Raw genomic sequence first — 20579 nt, 5'->3', positions numbered from 1 at the left:
ATTTTGGTTATAATATTTGAAATTCATAAACAATTATCTGATTATCAGGTATAAATATACAAAATTCCACATTAATTACCAAAAAAATCCGCCTCTAGTTGTGAGACGGATTCACAATTTCAATAGGAAAAACTTTTATGCTTACGCGAGTTTTACATTCACTGCGTTTAATCCTTTTTGTCCTTTTTGTACTTCGAAAGTTACTTTATCATTCTCGCGAATGTTTCTGCTAACTAATCCTGATGAGTGTACAAAGATGTCGTCTCCTCCAGCTGATGGAGAAATAAATCCGAAACCTTTTGTTTCGTTGAAAAATTTTACTGTGCCTTCTTGCATTGTAATGGTGTTAAAAAATTGTTGTTATTATTATCTATTTGATAAGTTGAATGTTGATAGCGGAGTAACCTTTGGGCGATCTTTCTTTTTCGAAAGAAACTTTGTTTCCTTTTTTAACAAGATGCACACAATTGTTGCTATGGAAGAAAACATTTTCCTTGTTGCCATCCTCCGTTATGAAGCCGTAGCCTTTCTCACTGAAGAAAGTCACGATTCCCGTTTTCACAGCTTGTTCCGCTTCTATTGGCGCTGCACCCAGTTGTATATCGTCTAAGTTTACTTCCACCCGTTCTTCCGGTGGTGTTGCGGTCAATCTTCCGTAGGCGTCCACATACATAAATTCTGCTTCCTTGCCTTTGTCATTATTGTTTTTGCGCTCTTCCCGACGAATAGCCTTTTCTTTTTGTTTTGCGATTTTTTTCTTGAAATTTTCTTTTTTGGAGAAAGAATCTGCCATAAATTATTGACTGTTATATTAATATTTTGTTTTCTGTAAAGGTAATCATTCCAAAAGACTTCCTTTTTTTAACTTAAATAAAAAGAATCACCTTTAAAAGTTGGAACTCTACGCGAAAACTGGAAAGTGAAAAATTTTTGAGAATTCTAAACTGTGACAGAAAAGCAAGGCAACTACCTTTTGTTATAAATTACAATGCAAATATACAACAAATTTATGAAACTTTCACTTTTTTGAAATATTTGATAAAGAAATTAATACAGATCTCCTCGCATCATTATAAGTTATCAAAGAAAAAAAACCAACACCAAGCAGGTATTGAGGTTTTAAATTTGTCTGTTTTTTTATACTTAAAATTGACTAAGCGAACATCATCCAATCGGACTTGTCGCCAATTTCGTCAAGTGCTTTGATGTCCTTATGGTGCTGTAGCGAGGCTACGAGCATCACAATTTCCTGCCTTACCATTTCAATAGAGTTATCGGTCAGCTCTTGGCTGAAGCCTTCGTTAGTAAGTTCCAAAAGATCATTGACGGTAATCACTCTCGCAACCGCTTTCCCCAGGTCTATCATTTTTCGTTGGGAAATGGGGCTCGCTATTGTAAAATCGAATTCTCTTTTATAAATTTTTGCAGCATTTGCCGTCAGCTCATTCATCGTAAGATATTCGCCGAAGTTTTCGGTCTTTTTCTTCTTCATGTCTTTCAGGATTCCTTCCGAGATCTGCGTATAAAGCATTTCGTTGGAACCTTCGAAAATCTGGAACGGGCGGCTGTCCATAATGCCGCGGCCGCCGATGTGGCTCAATCTGTAGCCTTTCCCACCTGACAGTTGGACGAGCATCTGGGCAGATTCGTGCATCATATCCGTTACCAAGGCTTTCATACTATTGGCGTGAACGCCGCTGCCCGACACATCGTGATCGATGCCACTTACTTTGCAACTCTTTGCGCACATTGCGGAGCATAAGGTAAAGAACGACTGCATTTTCGCCAATTGAAACTGGACTTGATCCAAAGCAAAAAGATTGGAGGCGCCCACGATTCTTTCTTTGCAATGCGTCATAGCCTCGTCCATCATTCGTTTTAGAAAGCCCATTCCCATTCCCGGGAATTGGAATCTGCTTCGGTGCAGCATATCCAACATCAATTTGAGTCCTGTAGATTCGGAGATCAATTTGTTTTCTGGCGGTACTTTGATATCGATTTTATTAAGACCATAGGGGATCATATATAAACCTGCATTATCATAATATTCCAAAACTTCGATATTTTGATCGGGCTGATGGGTATCGGCTATGAAAAAATCGACATCGCGACCAAGATTACCGTCGGCATTCATATTTCTGGAAGTGATTAACCAATAATTGGCCAATCCGGTGAGCCCCTGCCAGTGTTTTGTTCCTTTGATGTGATACTGCCCTTCTTCCAATTCGTTCTGCGTACGCATACTAAGTGCATCACTTCCGTAGTCCGGCTCGGTAATCATGAGCCCGCCCATCGCTCCATAATCGAGGAAATGTTTGAAAATATCGCCTTTGATTAATTGATTGCCATATTTGGCCAAAGGTTCCAAAAAAAGAGCAATATTGATCCCAAACGTCAATGACAAAGGTAGCGACTGGTAAGACGCAGCGGAGAGAAGCCCTAGACACTCTTTGACCTTCACGCCTCTCCCACCAAACTCTTTGGGAATGGCCACCGATAAAGGTTTCAAATTGAAAATCTCTTTCCACACGTTGGGCGGCAAACCTCGCGAAAGACTGAGCTGATCTATATTTTCCCTTTGAAAGAGAGACGAGATCGATGTGGTGAAACGATCCAGAAAATCTGAAAAGGAATCTGTTGGTAAATTTAATGCTATTGCATCCATAAAAATGAGTAATAATTTGCTGCAAGCCATCTGTGCAGCAGGAATGAATGTGAAACGGATGGCAAATGAATTAAAAGCTTAATATCAGCAGCCTCACAATAATAAATACAAAGATAAGACAATTAATTGGTTTGCTCTATTGCAAAAAAATCAGCCTTCCGGCAATATAAAAAAGATCTCCGTTCTGTTGGGAGATCCTTTTAATATCATAATTGATTATGCCGGATTATTTCTTTCCAATTCCAGTTCCCAAATGCGGTGGTTAGCCACTGCTTTGATAAACGATTCGTCGGAGTTCTCGCCCTCTGCTCTCACAATCGCCGGATCGTCATGGGACTTGCTGCCCACGTTACTCGCTTTGTAAATTTCGTCGGTTTCGTTGCCGAAATAGATAGCTTTGCAATGTTTGTAAGCTTCGTTGACAAAATGAATTGTACCAGGTTTGTTTTCGATATTCAAAAGTATCTCGGCGGATTTCTTACCGCCTGCAATGTATAAAGCATCAAAACATACGCTGGCTGTGCTGGTAAGAGAATGTTTCGGCGTGTACTTTGAGCCGTCATCAGCAGTTACCGGCGACAGGCTTGCCGCAATGATCTGAACAATTGCTCCACTGGCTTCCAGTTTTGATTTTAATGCATCGACCTCTGCTGCTTTTACGCCGTCTTCCATAATGAAACCGATCACTCGACTTTCAATAGAATCCTTGATTGTATTTTGCATACTTAAAGCGTCGGATTTTTGTGTAGAAGGCTCTTTTTCAGAACTTTGTAGAGATTTTGGATCTGCGTCTGCAGGAATACTGCCGTTGGGCTGTGAAAGTTTTGTCACCTCCACACCAACTTTTTTGGCGACATTTGCTGCCAAATCTTTATTGATAAAATTTAATTGCGCTACTACTCTTTCGCGAATGGCCGGAATAGTAACTTTCGAAAGTTCGAAAATGATTGCATTTTGGAGATGTCTTTTTTCCGGATCCGATTGGCTATTGTAGAATAATTTTGCCTGAGAATAATGATCTACAAAACTTTGGCTTCTGGCTCTGATTTTTGGTCCTTCTACTCTTTCTTGGTGCGATGCAAAGCCGCCATCTTTCATCATCGATTGGAACGGGCATCCGCCGCCAATTGAGTTGGGTTCATAGCTTACTTTTCCTTTTGCAATCTGCTGGCGCATTTGACCGTCGCGCTGATTATTATGAACCGTTTTAACGGATTTGTTTATCGGAATCTCGTGGAAATTTGGAGAACCCAATCGGGACAGTTGTGTATCTGTATAAGAAAACAATCTGCCCTGTAGCAAAGGATCGTTGGAAAAATCTATACCGGGAACGAGATTTCCAGGATGAAAAGCGATCTGCTCGGTTTCCGCGAAAAAGTTGTCCGGATTTCTATTTAGCGTCAGAGTTCCTACGATCTCGACCGGCACTTCTTCCTCAGGAATGAGTTTTGTAGGGTCCAGCAGATCGAAGTCAAATCGGTCTTCATCCTCCTCAGGCACGATTTGTACGCCGAAGTCCCATTCCGGGAAAATACCGTTTTCTATTGCTTCCCACAGATCTCTTCGATGAAAATCGGGATCTTTACCAGAAATCTTGGTAGCCTCGTCCCAAGCTACGGAATGGACGCCTAATTTAGGTTTAAAATGAAATTTGACAAAATGCATTTTCCCCTCGTCGTTAATAAATTTGAAGGTGTGTACACCAAAGCCCTCCATCATTCTGTAGCTTCTTGGAATAGCTCGGTCGCTCATGATCCACATAATCATGTGCATACTCTCGGGCATCAAAGAAATAAAATCCCAAAAAGTGTCGTGAGCCGATGCTGCTTGAGGAATTTGATTATCCGGTTCCGGTTTTACCGCATGAATTAGATCCGGAAATTTGATTGCATCCTGAATAAAAAATACCGGAATATTGTTGCCCACCAAATCATAATTTCCTTCATCTGTATAGAACTTGATTGCAAACCCGCGCACATCTCTAGCTAAATCTGTGCTGCCTGCGCTGCCCGCGACTGTAGAAAATCTAACAAAGACCGGCGTTTCTTTCCCTTCTTCGGATAAGAATTTGGCCTTGGTATATTTTGCTAAACTTTTGTTCAATGTAAAGACTCCGTGAGCCCCGGATCCTCTGGCATGTACAATTCTCTCCGGAATCCTTTCGTGATCGAAGTGCGTTATTTTTTCGCGAAGGATGAAATCTTCCAGCAAACTGGGTCCTCTTTCGCCCGACTTCAGAGTGTCCTGATTATTGCTGATTTTAAGGCCTTGATTGGTTGTGAGAGCTTGCTCCGAATTGTCGGTTTTGAATAAGTCTAATTGCTCCATTTTGTCGTCGGAGAGATTGTTATTTTCCATAATATTTTATTTGGGTATTGTGAAGAAGCGAGTCAAAAAGCAAGCCATAAGATTTTATAAAATGAAATTTTTTTCCTAATTAACTGAAATATAATTTGGCATATAACTTGGACACAGATTTTTGATAGGGGAAAAATCTTTTTATCAAGAGAAGATTGAATAATAGTGATTATTATTTGAAGACCATTTTGATTCTAAACTACTCACAGCCTTTTATTTTAAAATTTATTTTTTATGAAAAACAGAGAAAATTTTTTCGACCATTTTGCGGATAAGATTGTATGGTTTACGGGAAGCGCAGGTGCTTTTGCCGGAGCAAGTATTTTGGTTATTGTCTGGGCTATTTCCGGTCCTTTTTTTAATTATTCGGAAGCGTGGCAGATGGTGATCAATACAGGTACTACCATCATTACTTTTTTGATGGTATTCTTGATTCAGAAAGCACAAAATAAAGACTCCAAAGCAATCCAAATCAAACTAAATGAATTGCTGGCAGCGCAAGAAAATGCCAGAAATCAAATTGTTGATATTGAAGATCTTACCGAAGCCGATCTCGATAAACTGCACGTCTATTACGAAAATTTCTCAAAACAAAATAATATCAAAAACACAACACAAGATGGCAACGAACAAACATAGTTTTTTCTACAGAAATGGTCTCAGCATCGCGGTTATAAGTCTATTCGTATTGTTTATTTTTTTCCAATCCCTAACCGGCTGGAAGGTAAAGAACGATGAACTCGCTGAAAATCATTTGCCCCAGCTGAGCTATTTCCGCTACTTGGGAAGTCCGCACTTTATGCAAGCTACATTTGAAAATTGGGAAAGCGAATTTTTGCAAATGGGGATCTACGTACTTTTTACTGTGGCATTAAGACAAAAAGGTTCGGCGGAATCAAAATCCCTGTCTGGTAAAGAGGAGGTCGATCGGGAGCCTGTGGCTCATAAAAATGCCCCTTGGCCCGTGAAGAAAGGCGGAATCATTTTGTCGATATACAAACATTCTTTGTCCATTTCCTTTCTGCTATTGTTTTTGGTGAGTTTCGCTCTTCATTTTATCGGAAGTCTCAATAGTTATAATGAAGAGCAACTAGAAAAACATTTGCCAACCGTGCAATGGAATGATTATTTTTTTAATTCTCAATTTTGGTTTGAATCCTTTCAAAATTGGCAAAGCGAATTTCTGGCTGTGGCATCGATAGTGATCTTGTCCATCTGGTTCAGGGAGAAAGGGTCTCCCCAGTCCAAGCCCGTGGATGCCGCGTATGATGAAAATTGACCCGACACTATGAATCCAAAACCTAAAATTATATCCGGAATTCCACCTCATAAAACGGGAAGTTTCCACGATACCGAAAGTTGCCGCACATTTCAAAATGAAGAAGAAACTTCTAAGAATTATGAAATCCTGAAGTCCAGATTTTGGTCTGTCAATCGTTGGCAGGAGTATTGTGGAGAAGCGTTTGCCGAGTTTAAACTTTATGATAACGCCGGAAATCCTGTTGCGCGAAATCCGGAGGAAAATGATTTTATAAGAATCGACATACCCGGGCCTGGATCCTTGGAATCCAAAGGCTACGACTGGGTAAAAGTAAAGAAAATCAGCATCAACCAATTTCTTACAGGAGAGGAAACCGAAAACATCATCATGATCTGCGCACCAGCAGGTGCTCCCGGAAATTCACAAAACAACCACATCAACCATTTTTATTCAGAAAAATCGACTTCGACATTTAAAATATCAAGAGGATCTTTATACATAAAAGCAGGCATTCATGGCCGGAACGAGAGACCTAATTTTAAAACAAATTTTCCGGATAAACTGAGAAATATACTGATTGCCTTGGGAGCAATGCTCGGAATTTCCAAAATACAATGGCAAGTTCTGGCCGATAATTTGATCGATTTTTGACAGGAGAAATGCCAAGCATATCTGAGTTTTATTTCTTCAGATAGAAAGCCACTTTTTCTTCTAGATCTTCCAGATTGAAGGGTTTCGCAACGTAGTCATCGGCTCCCGCAATCTCCGCCAGTGCCGCGATATCGTTGTTGGCCGTCACGTAAATTACCGGAATATGTTTGAATTGCTCGTGACTTTTCAGCAGTTTTGTAGCTTCCACGCCGCCAATATTAGGAATCCAATTATCCATCAGAATTACATCCGGCCGGGATTGGGAAACTTTATCAATAATATCGTGCGAGGTTTCGGAAATTTCGACCTTGTATCCGTTTTCTTCGAAGATAAGAGTGATGACCTCGAGAATGCTGGCGTCATCGTCAAAAATTAAAATTTTGTTCATATAAGTGTTCTTGTTAGGTTATTTTTAGGTGATTGATATGTTCCGCCAGATTATCGGGGCTTACCAAAAGGTCATATTCTACATTCTGCATGGCTTGCGTGGGCATATAGCTTACTTCGGCAGTATCGGGATCTTGAATCCAAACTTTTCCGCCGTTTTTTTTGATGTAATCTAAACCCTCTACGCCGTCGGAACTGGCGCCGGACAAAAGAATAGCCACCAAGTTTTTTCCAAAAATCCGGGATGCAGAGCTGAAAGTGACGTCTATAGACGGGCGGGAGTAATTCATTTTTTCCGAACTATCCAGCGACACTATTGTTTTATTTTCAAATAACAGATGGTAATCCGGCGGTACGAGGTAAATTTTATTTTTTCTTAAGTCGGTTTTATCCTCAATTTCGATGACTTCCGTCCCGGCAAATTGTTGCAACAGATGGGGAAGGAGGCTAACTGCCTGGGGCTTGCGATGCAGCACGAAAACCACAGGGAAACCAAGATGCCTGCTCAGCTTCTTCAAAGTTTCCAGGATGACCTGCAGGCTGCCTGCAGAACCGCCAATAACAACCATTTCGGTTTTTTCAGTTTTCGTTTCCATGCGTTAATTTATAATCCGCTTTTTTCCAAATTTTCTGATCCTCTATCTGTTGGTAAGTTCTGTTCAAGTTAGAAAATCTCAATGTTTCTTTGGCTCCCAAACCTAAATATCCAAAATTTTCCAAACTGGCATCAAACAACTGAAAGACGCGTTCTTGCAATTCTTTTTCAAAATAGATCAAAACATTGCGGCAGATAATCAGTTGAAAACTATTGAAAGAGCTGTCGGAAACTAAATTGTGCGTAGATAGAATCAGTTTTTCCTGCAGTCTTTTGTCAAATTTTGCGCTGTCATAATTGGCTGTATAATAATCAGAAAAATCGTTTTTCCCGCCGGAAAGCATATAATTCTCGGAATAGGTTTTCATCTGATGCAAAGGGAAAACCCCTGCCCTCGCCGTTTCCAAGACAGAAGGATTGATATCGGTACCATAGATCAGCGATTTGTGATAGAGGCCGGCTTCCCGGAGAAGTATGGCAATAGAATATGCCTCCTCGCCTGTAGAGCAGCCTGCCACCCAAATCCTGATGAGCGGGAAGGTCCCCAACTGCGGCAAGACCTTCTCGCGAAGCGCTTTGAAAAAAAAAGGATCCCGAAACATCTCCGTCACATTCACCGTAATCTCTTCTATAAAATGCTTGAAATATTCCGAATCGTTTAGAACCTGATATCGCAACTCGGCATAGCTCGTAAATCTGTCTAGCATGCATAGCCGGTTGATCCTTCTTTTGAAAGATGCCCGGCTGTACAGAGAAAAGTCATAACCGTAAGATTCGTAGATATCTTTTATGAGATGATCTATTTCGTGATCTTTTACGATATCGGGTTCCAGCATTAGCAGTGTTTTTCTATAGCAGATATTAACAGATCCACGTCTATCGGTTTTGTAATGTAGTCCTGAGCGCCTGCTTCCAGACACTTGATGCGGTCTTCCTCCATCGCCTGTGCAGTAACGGCAATGATTGGCGTATCGCTTATTCCCGGCGTGTTGCGGATGATCCTGATGGCTTCGTAACCATCTATTTCTGGCATCATCATATCCATTAGCACGACACAGAAGTCTTTATCCTCTTTTAATTTTTGGATTGCTTCTTCGGCCATCATGCAACTTTCGAGCTCATATTTTCGGGCTTTCAGGGTTAGTTTTAAGGCAAAAATATTATGGGGATCATCATCCACGATTAAAATTTTGTTATTCATATAAAGTTTCAAATAGTTTTTTAATTTTCGTACAGCCAGACACGCAACAGAGACAGGAGCTGATCCGTATCTACCGGCTTGGTGATATAATCCGAGGCTCCGGCCTGCAGACATCGTTCGCGGTCGCCCATCATAGATTTTGCGGTGATGGCAATGATGGGCAATTTTTTGTACTCCTGCATTTTCCTGATCTCCTGTATGGTTTCGTAGCCGTCCATTTCGGGCATCATCATATCCATCAGGACGACATCTATATCGGGATGTAGTTTGATCTGCTCCAAAGCCTGCTTGCCGTCCATCGCCAGAATGACTTCTACTTTGTATTTCTCCAAAGCTTTGGATAATGAGAAGATGTTGCGGACGTCATCATCTGTCACGAGAATTTTTTTACCACTCAAGACTTCGGTTAGCGATCCGAGTGTTTTGCTGCGTATGTTTTCTATCGAGTTGTTTTTTTCTTCCACAAGGTGCAGGAATAACCCCACCTCGTCCAAGATTCTTTGATAGGAATGGGCGGTCTTTACGACGATGGAATCTGCATATTGTTTGATTTTCAGTTCCTCGGATTTTGACAGATTACGTTCTGTAAAAATGATGATTGGCAAATTTTCCAAACCTTCATAAGATTTGATAGATTCCAAAATCTTGTAGCCGTTTCGCCGGTCGGCACCGATATCTAAAATCACACAATCGGCACCGCCGGAAGTAAAGGCTGCGACACTATCTTCCACCGTATTTTCTACGGACAGTGCGATGTGGAAATTGCTTAGGAAATAAGACAAGGCATTGGCATGTTTCTCATTTTCTTCTACGATGAGCACTTTCTGAGGCGATTTTTGCAGCGCTTCCTCAATCTTTTTGAAAACATCATTCATCTGATCCATGGCAATCGGCTTGTTGATAAAGTCTATGGCACCTTTCATCAGGCTTTCTTTCCGCACTTGCATGGCCGACATGATATGCACCGGGATCGGTTTAGTTTTGGAATTGGATTTGAGCTCGTCCATCACTTGCCAACCGTCTTTCACGGGAAGTTGCACATCCAGCAAAATGGCAGCAGGCCGGTACTGAAGTGCGGCCGACAGTGCGTAATCGCCGCGTACAACAACGATACCTTTGTAGCCTTGCAAACGGGCAAATTTCAGCAGCGCTCTGGCAAAATTGGTATCGTCTTCGACGATGAGTATCACTTTATCTCCTTCTGAGATTTGATCGCGGTCGTCTTCTACATCATCTGGGATTTGTAAATCATAAATAGGCACCGCCACACCATTTTCATCCTCATCGGCGATCTCTGTACCGTCTTCGGCAGCTTCCGCAAGGACTTGAACGATTTCGTTTTTCTCAATTTTATTTAATTTCGATTTTTCATCTTTTGGAATGATCAATGAGAACTCGCTTCCAACATTGACTTCGCTGTGAAGTATGAGCTCGCCACCAAGCAATTTTGCAATTTCGCGGCTGATGGACAATCCCAAACCTGTTCCGCCATATTTGCGTTGCGTAGAGCCGTCGGCCTGCTGAAAAGCTTCGAAGATCAGCAATTGCTTATCTTTAGGAATACCGATTCCGGTATCTTTGACTGCGAAAATGATTTGGTTCTCATTGTCCGGATCTTGGCGAATATTTAGTTCCACGCTGCCTTGGCTTGTAAACTTTATAGCGTTGGACAGTAGATTCCGAAGTACCTGATCGAGGCGCAGCCGATCTGTCTGGATGGTATGCTCTAGATCGCTTTCGATATGGATGCTGAAGCCGATTCCTTTATTTTGTGCTTGTGGTTCCATTAGATTTTTGATATCCTTCACCACGTGATCCAAGGAGACCCAATCATACTCCAAAGACATTTTACCGGATTCTATTTTTGCCAGATCCAGAATCTCGTCTATCAAGGTCAGGAGGCTGGTTCCGGAACTTTGGATTACTTTGGCCGATTCTATTTGATCTTCATTGAGATTTTCGTCCGGATTTTCTACCATCAATCTTGAAAGGAGTAAAATTGAGTTGAGGGGCGTTCTCAATTCGTGGGACATATTGGCGAGGAATTCGGATTTATATCGGGTACTCAGCTCCAGTTCTTCTGCTTTTTTCTGAATTTCAGAATTTCGTTCCGCAATCAGATGGTTTTTCTCCTCCAGCAACTTGGAGCGTTCTTCCAGCTCGGCATTGGTCTGCATCAGTTCCTCCTGCTGCACTTTCAGCTCTTCTTCCGATGCTTGCAGTTTCTGGGTTTGTGCTTCTAATTCGGTGTTCAGATTTTCCAGTTCGGAGTGCTGCACCTGCAATTCTTCGGACTGTGCCTGCGTTTCCTCCAGCAGTCGCTGTTCTTTTTCCCGGCTTTTTGCAGCGTTGAGTGCGATGCCGATGTTGCGGCAACTTTCGACAAAGAAATCGATTTGATCCTGATTAAAATTCTTTTGCGAGCTTAATTCTACGATGCCGAGCGTTTCCTGATTCAGGACGATCGGGATCTGCGCAATAGCACCAATCTTCACCTTTCCGCTGGCAAACGAAACTGCAAAGTCGTCCTCATCCAAATCATTATACACTCTCGGCGTCTGCTGGCTGAAAGCTTGGCCCACCATTCCTTCGCCAATTTCAAAAGACTGCTTCATCCTGTTTTCAAATCCGAAAGCTGCTGCAAGTCTCAATTGGGAATCGTCGGCCAAATAGGTGGCGCCGTTGGCACAACTGCCGTATTCAACCAACTGGATCAGGGAATCTTTCGCCACTTGGCTCACGGATTTGTTTCCCATCAATGCTTCATTTATCAAGGCCAAACCTTTCTGATGCCAATCGCTTCTACTGATTTTGTCAAAAGATTCTCTTAAAGAATCTGTCATATGATTGAGCGAAGCCACAAGCACGCCCAAGTCTCCTTCATAGCTATCCTCGACTTTTACGGTGTAATCGCCGCTTGAGACCCTGCTCGCAATCTGCTGAATAACGTTGACACGCTGGGTCATTTCTTGATCTTTGGCCTTAAGTTCTTTCTCCAGCTTCACCCTGCGAATAAGATCATTGCGCAGTCTGAGGTAGAAAAATACCGTGACCGCTATGGCAATCAAGGAGGAAAATATGATGAATAATATAGTTCTGCGCGAGGACTGGTTCAGTTCGGCACTTTGTTGGGCGAGCTGCGTTTCTTCAGTTTTGATAAAATTTTGCACGAGCATTCTGCAATTGTCCATATAGGCTTTGCTTTGCATCATCTGCTCCCGCGTCATAGCAATCCCGTTGCGCTTATTTTGGACCAATTGACTCAGATTGCGCATATTGGCGGCGGCATTTGTTTCAAGACTTTTCAGGCGCATTTGTTGGTCTTTGTCCTCTGTATCAATTTTTTTGGTAAGATTGATGGCTTTGGTATATTCCTCGAGGCTGCGATAGTACGGCTCCAGAAAACTTTCATTGCCTGTGAGCTGAAATCCCCTATTACCTGTCTCTGCGTCCAGCAGTGCGATCAAGACGTCTTTCACGGCTGTCACAGACCTTCGGCTTTTCGAAACATCTTCGCGATTTTCTATCTGTTTCCGAATGCTCCAGTAAGAGGCAGCCGAACTTGCGATCAGCATGAGCAAAGAAAATCCTATCCCTACTTGTAGATTTCTGACAACTTTTTTAGGCATAAAAAATTAATTTAAAGGTAAGGTGAAATAAAATGTAGATCCTTCGCCTACGACACTAGACAGGCCTATCGTGCCATCGTGCTGCTGGATTATTTCGGCGCAAATATACAGACCGATGCCCATCCCCTGAAAGTGAAGAGATGATTCTTCGACTCTGTAAAATTTCTTGAAAACGGCGTCTTGCTTGAACTCCGGAATGCCGATTCCGAAATCTGTGACACTGACTTTGACTTCGTTATCATCTACAAAAGTGGAAACTATCACCTGATTATTTTTAGGCGAATATTTGATGGCATTGGTCAAGAAATTGATAAGAACCTGCTCTATCCTGATCTCGTCGAGCGGAATGAGAATATTGGGAATGGTGCCGTGCCGGGATATTTTTACATTGTTGTCGTGCGTCTGGAGAATGGTATCGATCGCGCTATTGATGACATTGTCCAAATTGGATCTTTTTTTGTTGATCTTCAGTTTCCCGTTGTCTATCTTCGAGACATCCAAGAGATCTGTGATGAGGCTGTTGAGTTTTTCCACCTGGGATAAGGCCTTCGTGACGTACGAGGCTTCCGCATTTTCTTCATTTATTTTCAGTTTTCGCTCCAGCAATTGCATATAGGCTTTGATGCTCGTCAAGGGAGTCTTGAGTTCGTGGCTCGCGATACTGAGGAATTCGTCTTTTTCTTTTTCTATTTTTTTCTGGTCATCAATATCTGTAAAAGTTCCGACCCAGTTTTTAATAGATTTACCCTCGAATACAGGCGTCATTCTAAGCAAATGAAACCTGAAATGTCCGGTATTTCTGTTTTTTATCCGCAGTTCTAGGTCCAGAGCTTTGCGTTTTTTCCGGCATCGTTCAAATTCCAGGGGAATACAATAATCATCGGGATGGGTTTCCGGAAATACTTTTTCCGATGCCGAATAGTCATACCATTTGCTGTTCACAAACGTGACCCGTCCTCGGGAATCCAAAGTAAAAGCGATCTGGGGCAATGCCTCTAGCATCAGGTGGAAATGATCAATTTCGGATTTCATCATCACTTGGGCCTCGCGCCTCCCCTGCACTTCCAGCTCCAGGCTTTGCTGCGTCTTCTTCATTGCCAGACTGTTCTCCTGAAGATTGTAAAAAGTCTTCACTTTCAGCAGGAGAATATCGGGATCAATGGGCTTGGTGACATAATCTATGGCTCCCGACGCGTAACCTCGGGTAATAAATTCCTTTTCTGTATTGACGGCGGAGAGAAATATGATTGGGATGTCTTTGGTTTTGCTGTATCCGCCAAAAGATTCTGCGACTTCGAAACCGTCCATGCCCGGCATCTGAACATCCAAAATAATCAGTGCATAATCGTTTTTAAGGGCTTTTCTCAGCGCCTCTTCGCCAGACTCCGCAGTATCCACTTGAAAATCTTTGGATTCCAGTAATTTTTGTAGAGAATAGATGTTGTTCCGATTGTCATCAACAATTAAAATCATAATAAAATATAAGGTAAAATACCGCTAAGAGTTGGCCGATTCAAAAATACTTAGATTTTTTCAAAATGCATAGTATTATTTTGGTATAATTATAGAAATATATCCAAAAAAACAAGAGTAAACCATCCGCATTCCGGAGCGTGAGAACTGTACCCTCTTTTTTAGAAATAAAAACTCAGGTTTCGATATACAAACGACCGATTTTCAATTTATCACTTTAAACGTATCTTTGCAAAATATTTTATCATCACTTTGAAAGACATCCGAACATTAGATCTGCAGGCACTCCAAGACTATTTTGCTGCGATTGGCGAAAAGCCGTTTCGTGCGAAACAGGTGTATGACTGGATTTGGAGCAAAAATTTGCATTCTTTTGATGAGATGAGCAATCTTTCCAAAGATCTGCGGGAGAATCTTGCCCGCGATTTTTTTATTAATCCGATTGCCGTAGATCTTTTGCAAAAATCAAAGGATGGGACGATAAAAAATGGGGTGAAACTGCACGACGGACTGATGGTAGAATCGGTGCTGATTCCCACAGAAAGCCGCAGCACAGCCTGCGTTTCTTCGCAAGTCGGCTGCTCTCTAAACTGCGAGTTCTGCGCCACGGCCAAGCTGAAAAGAATGCGAAATCTGGAAGTGGCGGAGATCGTGGATCAAGTAGCGCTGATCGATCGACAAAGCAAAGAATACTTTGGCAGACCCCTCACCAACATTGTGTTTATGGGAATGGGCGAACCGATGATGAACTACAAAAACGTGGTGGAGGCCATCCGGAAAATCACGAAACCCGAGGGCTTGGGGATGTCGCCGCGAAGAATTACGGTTTCGACCTCCGGGATCCCGAAGATGATCAAAATGCTGGCCGATGAAGACTTGAAAGTGAAACTCGCTTTGTCGCTCCACTCCGCAATCGAGCATAAGCGCAATGACATTATGCCGTTTTCGGAAAAATTTCCTTTGACAGACATTATGGATGCTTTGCAATATTGGTATCAGAAAACCGGCAATCCCATCACGTTTGAATATTGCGTTTGGAAAGGCATCAACGATGGCGACGAGGATATCAAAGCGCTGATCCGATACTGCCGGCATGTTCCGAGCAAAGTCAATCTGATCCAATACAATCCGATTGGCGAGGGGAAATTTGACCACCGAAGTATAGCCGCCGAGGAGAAATATGTGCGCGAATTGGAAAAAGCCGGCATCACCATTATGGTAAGAAAGAGCCGTGGCGGAGATATCGACGCGGCCTGCGGACAATTGGCAAACAAATCTGCGGAGTGAATGTGAAGGGGCTATAATGTTCTAAATGTTTAGACAACAATCTCTCACATTTTTTGCTGGCCTTATTCTAATACAAATTGTCCCGCGGGAACCTAATTGATTATCTACGGATGTTACTTATATCTGTCAATTAATTCCTGCAAATATGGCTTGTATTTTTCGCTTACAGGTATTCTTTCATCACCTACCATAATGCTGTTCTTGCTCACACTTTGCAGGTGGCTAAGTGAGACGATATGAGAATTATGTACCCTGATGAATTGCTCATCATTAATTTTCTCCATTATAGATTTCATGGTTTGATGTACTATTAGTTTTCTATTTGTAGTATGTATGATAATATAGTCTTTTAGTGCATTGATTCTGGTGATTTCGTTCAGATTAAGCTTTACATCTTCATTATTGGATCTTACGAAGATAAAAGCTTCTTTGAGTGGCGATGCTGATTCATTCAAAAGCTTTTTATTATTTGTAAAATTGTAACTTTTATATGCTGCATTTAGAAATCTTTCGAAAGAAAAAGGTTTCAACAAATAATCTTTAACATCCATCTCAAATCCTTGAATCGCACAATCATCGGATGCTGTAGTGATAATAACATCTGGAAGTTTATTGAAGGTTTTAAGAAATTCGATCCCGGAAATATTGGGAAGATTGAGATCCAAAAAAATCAAATCAACCTTGTTGTTATGCAATACAGTGACGCTTTCCTGTATATCATAGCAATGTGCAACGAGATTCAGGAAAGGAACTCTGGAGATATACTCTTCCATCACATGGTGTGCTAATTCTTCGTCATCTACAATTATACAATTCATTTTGATCCAGTTGTAGGTTAAGAATTATTTCATATTCCGATCCGTTATCGTTAATTTGCAGATCATATTTTTGAGGATATAGCAAATCAAGTTTCATTTTTGTATTTTTAATCCCCAACTGATTGTGCTTAGTTGTTTCTAAAAGATGCGCTTCATAGAAGTTCTTGACATAGAAGTGCAGTTTATTTTCCTTTAGTGTAATAAGGATATCCAAAGATCCTTTCTGGAAATCGGCATATTTGAATGCATTTTCTATAAAAGTCAGCAACAGGAGAGGCTCGATTTTATATGCTTGGAAATTTCCATTGTAATGAAAATTGATATTGTTGAATTTGTTAAACCTTATAGATTGAATCTCGATATATTTTTTAATATTAATAATCTCATCATTCATATTATTTTTCTCTTGATTTTTGTCATTAAGAACGTACCTCATAATGTCTGAAAGAATTAATATTACTCTCGGCGTGTCTTTGGATTGAATAAGGGAAAGAGAATAAATGCTATTCAATGCATTGAAGAAGAAGTGCGGGTTGAGTTGTTCTCGCAGAATCTTCAGTTCAGTGGATTGTCTTTCCAGCTCTAGACTTTTTATCATTTTTTGATTGTCTAGCCACTTATCTACAAAGAAAAGTAGTGTGCTAAAAATGACAGAAAAAAGACCCACTTTAAATAGTATGTCGGGGAACTGAAGATTGCGCTGAATGGCGTTGCTCATTTTGTTGGAGGCAATAAAATCTTGCGAAGGAAGTGGCGAATGAGACGGTAAGAAGAAAAAAAGAAGTCCTACATATATCATAATTAGCGCAATGACGATTGCGAGTCTTCTCTTTGAGTTCTGCCTGACAATAAATGGAAGAAATAAACCATAGAAGATATAAAAAATGGTCATAAAAACTGCAAATAGTTGTAGATTCATCAAAAACATCACGTCACCAAATACAGAATAATCCATGATGAGTTTAAAGAAAATGAGAATCATCCAAATGACACAATGATAAATATAATTACTCATAAGAATTTAATCAGAAATTATTTTCATGATTATCCACATTCGTGGTAACTTTTTTACGTAAACATCAGACGTTATAATATCGATTAGAATCATTCCAATTTTATTCATTACACTTCAAAGTTTTATAACTTGGATTGCTCTGGTGGCTGATTAGGTTGCGATTGGAATTTTATTTAAATACACTTTTATTCGAACTTGATTCCGAACGCATTGAATATGTAATAATTCTTTGGTTTATAATTCTTAATATTTATTACGTCAAGCAAATTTATGATTAATTATTTTATGACCGTCGATCTTTTCTGAGGCATTAAAAAATGTGTTTCCTAATTGTCGCCCCGAAAAAGGATAAACAGAGGGATTAAGGTTAAGGTAATTTTGGGATGTCACAATCGATATTCATTGAGTCTAATTCATTTACAGAGATCCTAGGAATGCTTGATTTCTCGATTTTTTTCAGAACCAGTTCAGCAGTTCTGCGGGCTTGCAAACTGTCTTTGAACGCTATCTCACCCTGAATGGCCGGAATAAAAGGCTGATCAATCAGTTTATTTTTATCTTTTAAAATCTGATAACCATAACCTGTTTTTTGTTTTGTAATCCGAATGTAAAGCAAATTATTCGTTTTCTGACACGCCATCAAAAATAGTCCTGTGGCTACCAATAATTTCCAAAATGGCTTAGTCATCCTCATTGTCACTTTCGGTTGGGTGGAAGACCCAGATGTCATCGAAATAAGACGATCCACTATTACCAGTTAAAACATACCCATAATTTTCAAATGAAAATGCGCAGGCACTTTCTCTGGCAGCTCCTTGGAACGCGGTTCTCTCTGTCCAGTCATCTGTAGAAGGATTGTATTCCCACGTTGTTTTAGAAACTCCGCTTGCGGATCCTGTGGAAACATATCCAAGACCGCCTGCAGAGAATGCTGCTGGAGAAGAGCTGTTTTGAGATTCGTCGTCATTACTTGTATCTCCTTTCCTCATCCACGTTTCTGCAGAAGGATCGAATGACCAAAAGTCTGAAACAAGACTCCCATTATTGGTTCCGAATCCTACATAGGCTATCCCATTGATCACAAAGGCAGCACCGTCTCTTCTTTTGGAACCGCCAAGACTTACAATGTTGGTCCAAGTGCTGGTAGATTCGTCATATTTATAAAAATCTTTCAGTTCGCTGCCATCATAGCCAGTGCCTACAAATCCCTTGTTGCCCACGCCAAACGCAATGGCTGCGTACCGTCCGGTTCCGGGAAAATTTTCTATGGGACTCCACGCGTTCGCCAAGGGATCGTATTTATAAAAATCATTTAATTTATTCACGCCGTCGTAGCCTGTTCCCACGTATCCATAGGAAGTCGTCGCAAAGCCGACCGCCGAACTTCTCTTCACACCGGGGAAATCTGCTTTCTGTGTCCAAGAATTAGCTTCAGGATCATAACTCCAGAGATCGTTATAATAATATTCGCCATCGTATCCTCCGGTTAAATAGCCTTTCCCGTTTACCACAAAGGCAGAAGCGTTTGAGCGAGGTTTTCCATCCAGATCCGAAACCCTTACCCAGTTTCCTACCAATTCTTCTTCATTATCATCATTGCTACAGTTTGATAAAAAAAACGTACTTGCCAGCGCAAGAACTAAAACCGAAAATTTTTTGTCCATTCTTAATTTTTGCTTACAAATGAATTGTATTTAGAACGGATGTAAAAATAATTTAGACTAAATACCTTTTTTCTTCGACAATTTAATGTCTGTAATCGATAGTTTATATATTTTCCTCTGATGTATCATCTATCTGTCTATATTCCTTAAATGTCGATTAATAAGAAGTAAAGGAAGAAAATATTTTAGCTGTGCCTCATACGCACCGTATGTTTACATAAAAAATGTACAAATATTTATTGCTCTGTGTGGCAAGTGTTCTATTATTTTCGTGTGAAAGAGAAAGCAACACTTATGAAGTAGGAAACACATGGGTATCTGCCCAATCCGAAGTAGTACTGATCGATACGCTCACGATGAGGATGTCGACGATCATGAAAGATTCTGTTATAACTTCGGGAGAAAGCTCCATCTTAGTGGGAAATATCAAAGATCACACTTTCGGGAAAGTAAACTCTACATCTATGTTTGAGCTTACGCCAGAAAGCTATTCGTTAGCTACAACCAGCAACGTGGTTTTTGATTCTATCGTCATGTATCTAACGAATATTAATTTTTATTATGGGGATACATTGCAGACTTTCAAGATGGAAGTACATCCCTTAATAGATCGGTTAAAACTTAACAGCGATGGCTATCTGTACAATAATAGTGACTTCGATTATTCTTCAAATACAGTCGGCAGTAAAGAATTTCTTCCAAGGCCGAAAACAGACAGCAGTTTTGTAACCATAAAGCTGGAAAATTCCTATGGTTTGGAGATCTTCAATCTTCTTAAAAGTAAGGATGTCACCAGTCAGGAATACTTTCTTAATTTTTACAAAGGTTTAGCATTGGTAGCTTCCTCCGACAACAATGCAATGCTACGTTTTGGCATCAACTCTTCGTATAAGGTTCAGATTGACAATGTTACCAAAGAGAAAGCTTCAAACCTTGTCCGGATTTACTACCACACAGCCTCTGTAAATGGAACTGAAGAAGTAAAATACACACTAGATCTAAATCCAAGTGCGACATACCAATACAATAAAATAAAAAGCGATTTTACAGGCTCGGATCTTGCGGGACTTTCTCCTAGCAATCCATTGGAGTCAAAAAATCTGGGAAACCGAAATTATATGATGTCGGGCATAGGGGTATTCACAAAAGTCGAATTTCCATACTTAAAATCGATAAAAAATCTATATTCTAATTATAAAATCATTAGTGCAGAGCTGTCTCTTAGTCCCGTCGCAGGATATTATTCTAAAATATTTTACAATCCAACAACGCTTTATTACTATTTAGGCGACAAAAAAAACAACATTGTTTCTGCTTTTTTACAAGCTGACGGAGTGACTGAAATAACGTCCACCCTCTCCGATAACAGCGAGTTCCAGACCAATTACGGATATACTTTTTCTTTTTTGAGTTATGTAAACAGTATTCTCTACGAAACAGCCACTTCTAATAATGCAGTTCTGATATATCCCTCTTCTTACGGAGATGCTCTGCCAGCAAAGACCGTCGTCGGAGATCAAAAAAATCCTACAAATCCTGCAAAATTTAATCTTTACTTAGTCGGTTATTAACGAT

General features: G+C 40.6%; 19 protein-coding genes. 5 read left to right on the top strand and 14 right to left on the bottom strand.

Annotated features, from left to right (window positions below; genetic code table 11):
• Positions 1–141: 141 nt before the first annotated feature.
• From DTW91_RS11285 to DTW91_RS11270, 4 genes are all read right to left on the bottom strand, one after another.
• Entirely contained in the window at positions 142–336 is a 195-nt protein-coding gene (locus DTW91_RS11285) for a cold-shock protein (protein ID WP_028123823.1), read from the bottom strand.
• Between the two features lie 34 nt (positions 337–370).
• On the bottom strand, positions 371–793 hold the full coding sequence (locus tag DTW91_RS11280) for a cold-shock protein (RefSeq protein WP_125203473.1): 423 nt from the start codon (positions 791–793) through the stop codon (positions 371–373).
• A gap of 360 nt (positions 794–1153) precedes the next feature.
• Positions 1154–2665, bottom strand: a complete 1512-nt coding sequence (locus DTW91_RS11275; RefSeq protein WP_125203472.1) for an acyl-CoA dehydrogenase family protein — start codon at positions 2663–2665, stop codon at positions 1154–1156.
• A 216-nt stretch (positions 2666–2881) separates the two neighbouring features.
• On the bottom strand, positions 2882–5023 hold the full coding sequence (locus DTW91_RS11270; RefSeq protein ID WP_125203471.1) for a catalase: 2142 nt from the start codon (positions 5021–5023) through the stop codon (positions 2882–2884).
• A gap of 234 nt (positions 5024–5257) precedes the next feature.
• Between DTW91_RS11270 and DTW91_RS11265 the strand changes: the two genes are divergently transcribed.
• From DTW91_RS11265 to DTW91_RS11255, 3 genes are read left to right on the top strand one after another with little or no spacing between them, the layout of a single operon-like run.
• Positions 5258–5662 carry a low affinity iron permease family protein gene (locus DTW91_RS11265; protein WP_125203470.1) on the top strand — a complete coding sequence of 135 codons (405 nt, stop codon included), beginning with the start codon at positions 5258–5260 and terminating at the stop codon, positions 5660–5662.
• A complete protein-coding gene (locus tag DTW91_RS11260; protein ID WP_125203469.1) occupies positions 5643–6302 on the top strand; it encodes a DUF6766 family protein in 660 nt (219 codons plus the stop codon). The genes DTW91_RS11265 and DTW91_RS11260 overlap by 20 nt, the downstream gene beginning before the upstream one ends.
• Positions 6303–6311: 9 nt before the next feature.
• A complete protein-coding gene (locus DTW91_RS11255; protein WP_125203468.1) occupies positions 6312–6935 on the top strand; it encodes a hypothetical protein in 624 nt (207 codons plus the stop codon).
• Positions 6936–6963: 28 nt separating this feature from the next.
• Here the strand turns inward: DTW91_RS11255 and DTW91_RS11250 are convergent, their stop codons facing one another.
• From DTW91_RS11250 to DTW91_RS11225, 6 genes are read right to left on the bottom strand one after another with little or no spacing between them, the layout of a single operon-like run.
• Positions 6964–7323: a PleD family two-component system response regulator gene (locus tag DTW91_RS11250; RefSeq protein WP_125203467.1), complete on the bottom strand. Its 360-nt coding sequence runs from the start codon at positions 7321–7323 to the stop codon at positions 6964–6966.
• 13 nt (positions 7324–7336) lie between these two features.
• Positions 7337–7918 carry a chemotaxis protein CheB gene (locus DTW91_RS11245; RefSeq protein WP_125203466.1) on the bottom strand — a complete coding sequence of 194 codons (582 nt, stop codon included), beginning with the start codon at positions 7916–7918 and terminating at the stop codon, positions 7337–7339.
• Positions 7902–8753 (bottom strand): CheR family methyltransferase, encoded by an 852-nt coding sequence (locus DTW91_RS11240; protein ID WP_125203465.1) that lies wholly within the window; start codon positions 8751–8753, stop codon positions 7902–7904. The genes DTW91_RS11245 and DTW91_RS11240 overlap by 17 nt, the downstream gene beginning before the upstream one ends.
• Positions 8753–9118: a response regulator gene (locus DTW91_RS11235; protein WP_125203464.1), complete on the bottom strand. Its 366-nt coding sequence runs from the start codon at positions 9116–9118 to the stop codon at positions 8753–8755. The genes DTW91_RS11240 and DTW91_RS11235 overlap by 1 nt, the downstream gene beginning before the upstream one ends.
• A gap of 20 nt (positions 9119–9138) precedes the next feature.
• Positions 9139–12747, bottom strand: coding sequence for a response regulator (locus tag DTW91_RS11230; RefSeq protein ID WP_125203463.1), 3609 nt, complete (start codon positions 12745–12747; stop codon positions 9139–9141).
• A 6-nt stretch (positions 12748–12753) separates the two neighbouring features.
• A complete protein-coding gene (locus DTW91_RS11225; protein ID WP_125203462.1) occupies positions 12754–14220 on the bottom strand; it encodes a response regulator in 1467 nt (488 codons plus the stop codon).
• A 252-nt stretch (positions 14221–14472) separates the two neighbouring features.
• On the opposite strand from DTW91_RS11225, the gene rlmN reads away from it, so the two are divergent.
• Positions 14473–15507 carry a 23S rRNA (adenine(2503)-C(2))-methyltransferase RlmN gene (rlmN, locus tag DTW91_RS11220; RefSeq protein ID WP_125203461.1) on the top strand — a complete coding sequence of 345 codons (1035 nt, stop codon included), beginning with the start codon at positions 14473–14475 and terminating at the stop codon, positions 15505–15507.
• 113 nt (positions 15508–15620) lie between these two features.
• Here the strand turns inward: rlmN and DTW91_RS11215 are convergent, their stop codons facing one another.
• The 4 genes from DTW91_RS11215 to DTW91_RS11200 all read right to left on the bottom strand — a co-directional run bounded on the left by DTW91_RS11215 (position 15621) and on the right by DTW91_RS11200 (position 19004).
• Positions 15621–16325 carry a LytR/AlgR family response regulator transcription factor gene (locus tag DTW91_RS11215; RefSeq protein ID WP_125203460.1) on the bottom strand — a complete coding sequence of 235 codons (705 nt, stop codon included), beginning with the start codon at positions 16323–16325 and terminating at the stop codon, positions 15621–15623.
• The gene (locus DTW91_RS11210) at positions 16303–17340 is read right to left on the bottom strand and encodes a sensor histidine kinase (RefSeq protein ID WP_125203459.1); all 1038 of its coding nucleotides are present in this window, start codon (positions 17338–17340) and stop codon (positions 16303–16305) included. Before DTW91_RS11210 ends, DTW91_RS11215 begins: the two co-directional genes overlap by 23 nt.
• A 367-nt stretch (positions 17341–17707) precedes the next feature.
• The gene (locus DTW91_RS11205; RefSeq protein ID WP_185144776.1) at positions 17708–18028 is read right to left on the bottom strand and encodes a DUF4907 domain-containing protein; all 321 of its coding nucleotides are present in this window, start codon (positions 18026–18028) and stop codon (positions 17708–17710) included.
• Positions 18021–19004 (bottom strand): Kelch repeat-containing protein, encoded by a 984-nt coding sequence (locus tag DTW91_RS11200; RefSeq protein WP_125203457.1) that lies wholly within the window; start codon positions 19002–19004, stop codon positions 18021–18023. The genes DTW91_RS11205 and DTW91_RS11200 overlap by 8 nt, the downstream gene beginning before the upstream one ends.
• Positions 19005–19228: 224 nt before the next feature.
• On the opposite strand from DTW91_RS11200, the gene DTW91_RS11195 reads away from it, so the two are divergent.
• On the top strand, positions 19229–20575 hold the full coding sequence (locus DTW91_RS11195) for a DUF4270 family protein (protein WP_125203456.1): 1347 nt from the start codon (positions 19229–19231) through the stop codon (positions 20573–20575).
• Positions 20576–20579 lie beyond the last annotated feature (4 nt).

Source organism: Chryseobacterium sp. SC28 (genome assembly GCF_003932955.1).
GTDB lineage: Bacteria > Bacteroidota > Bacteroidia > Flavobacteriales > Weeksellaceae > Epilithonimonas.
The sequence above is the reverse complement of the archived record's forward strand: the minus strand, read 5'-3'. Positions and strand labels throughout refer to the sequence as shown.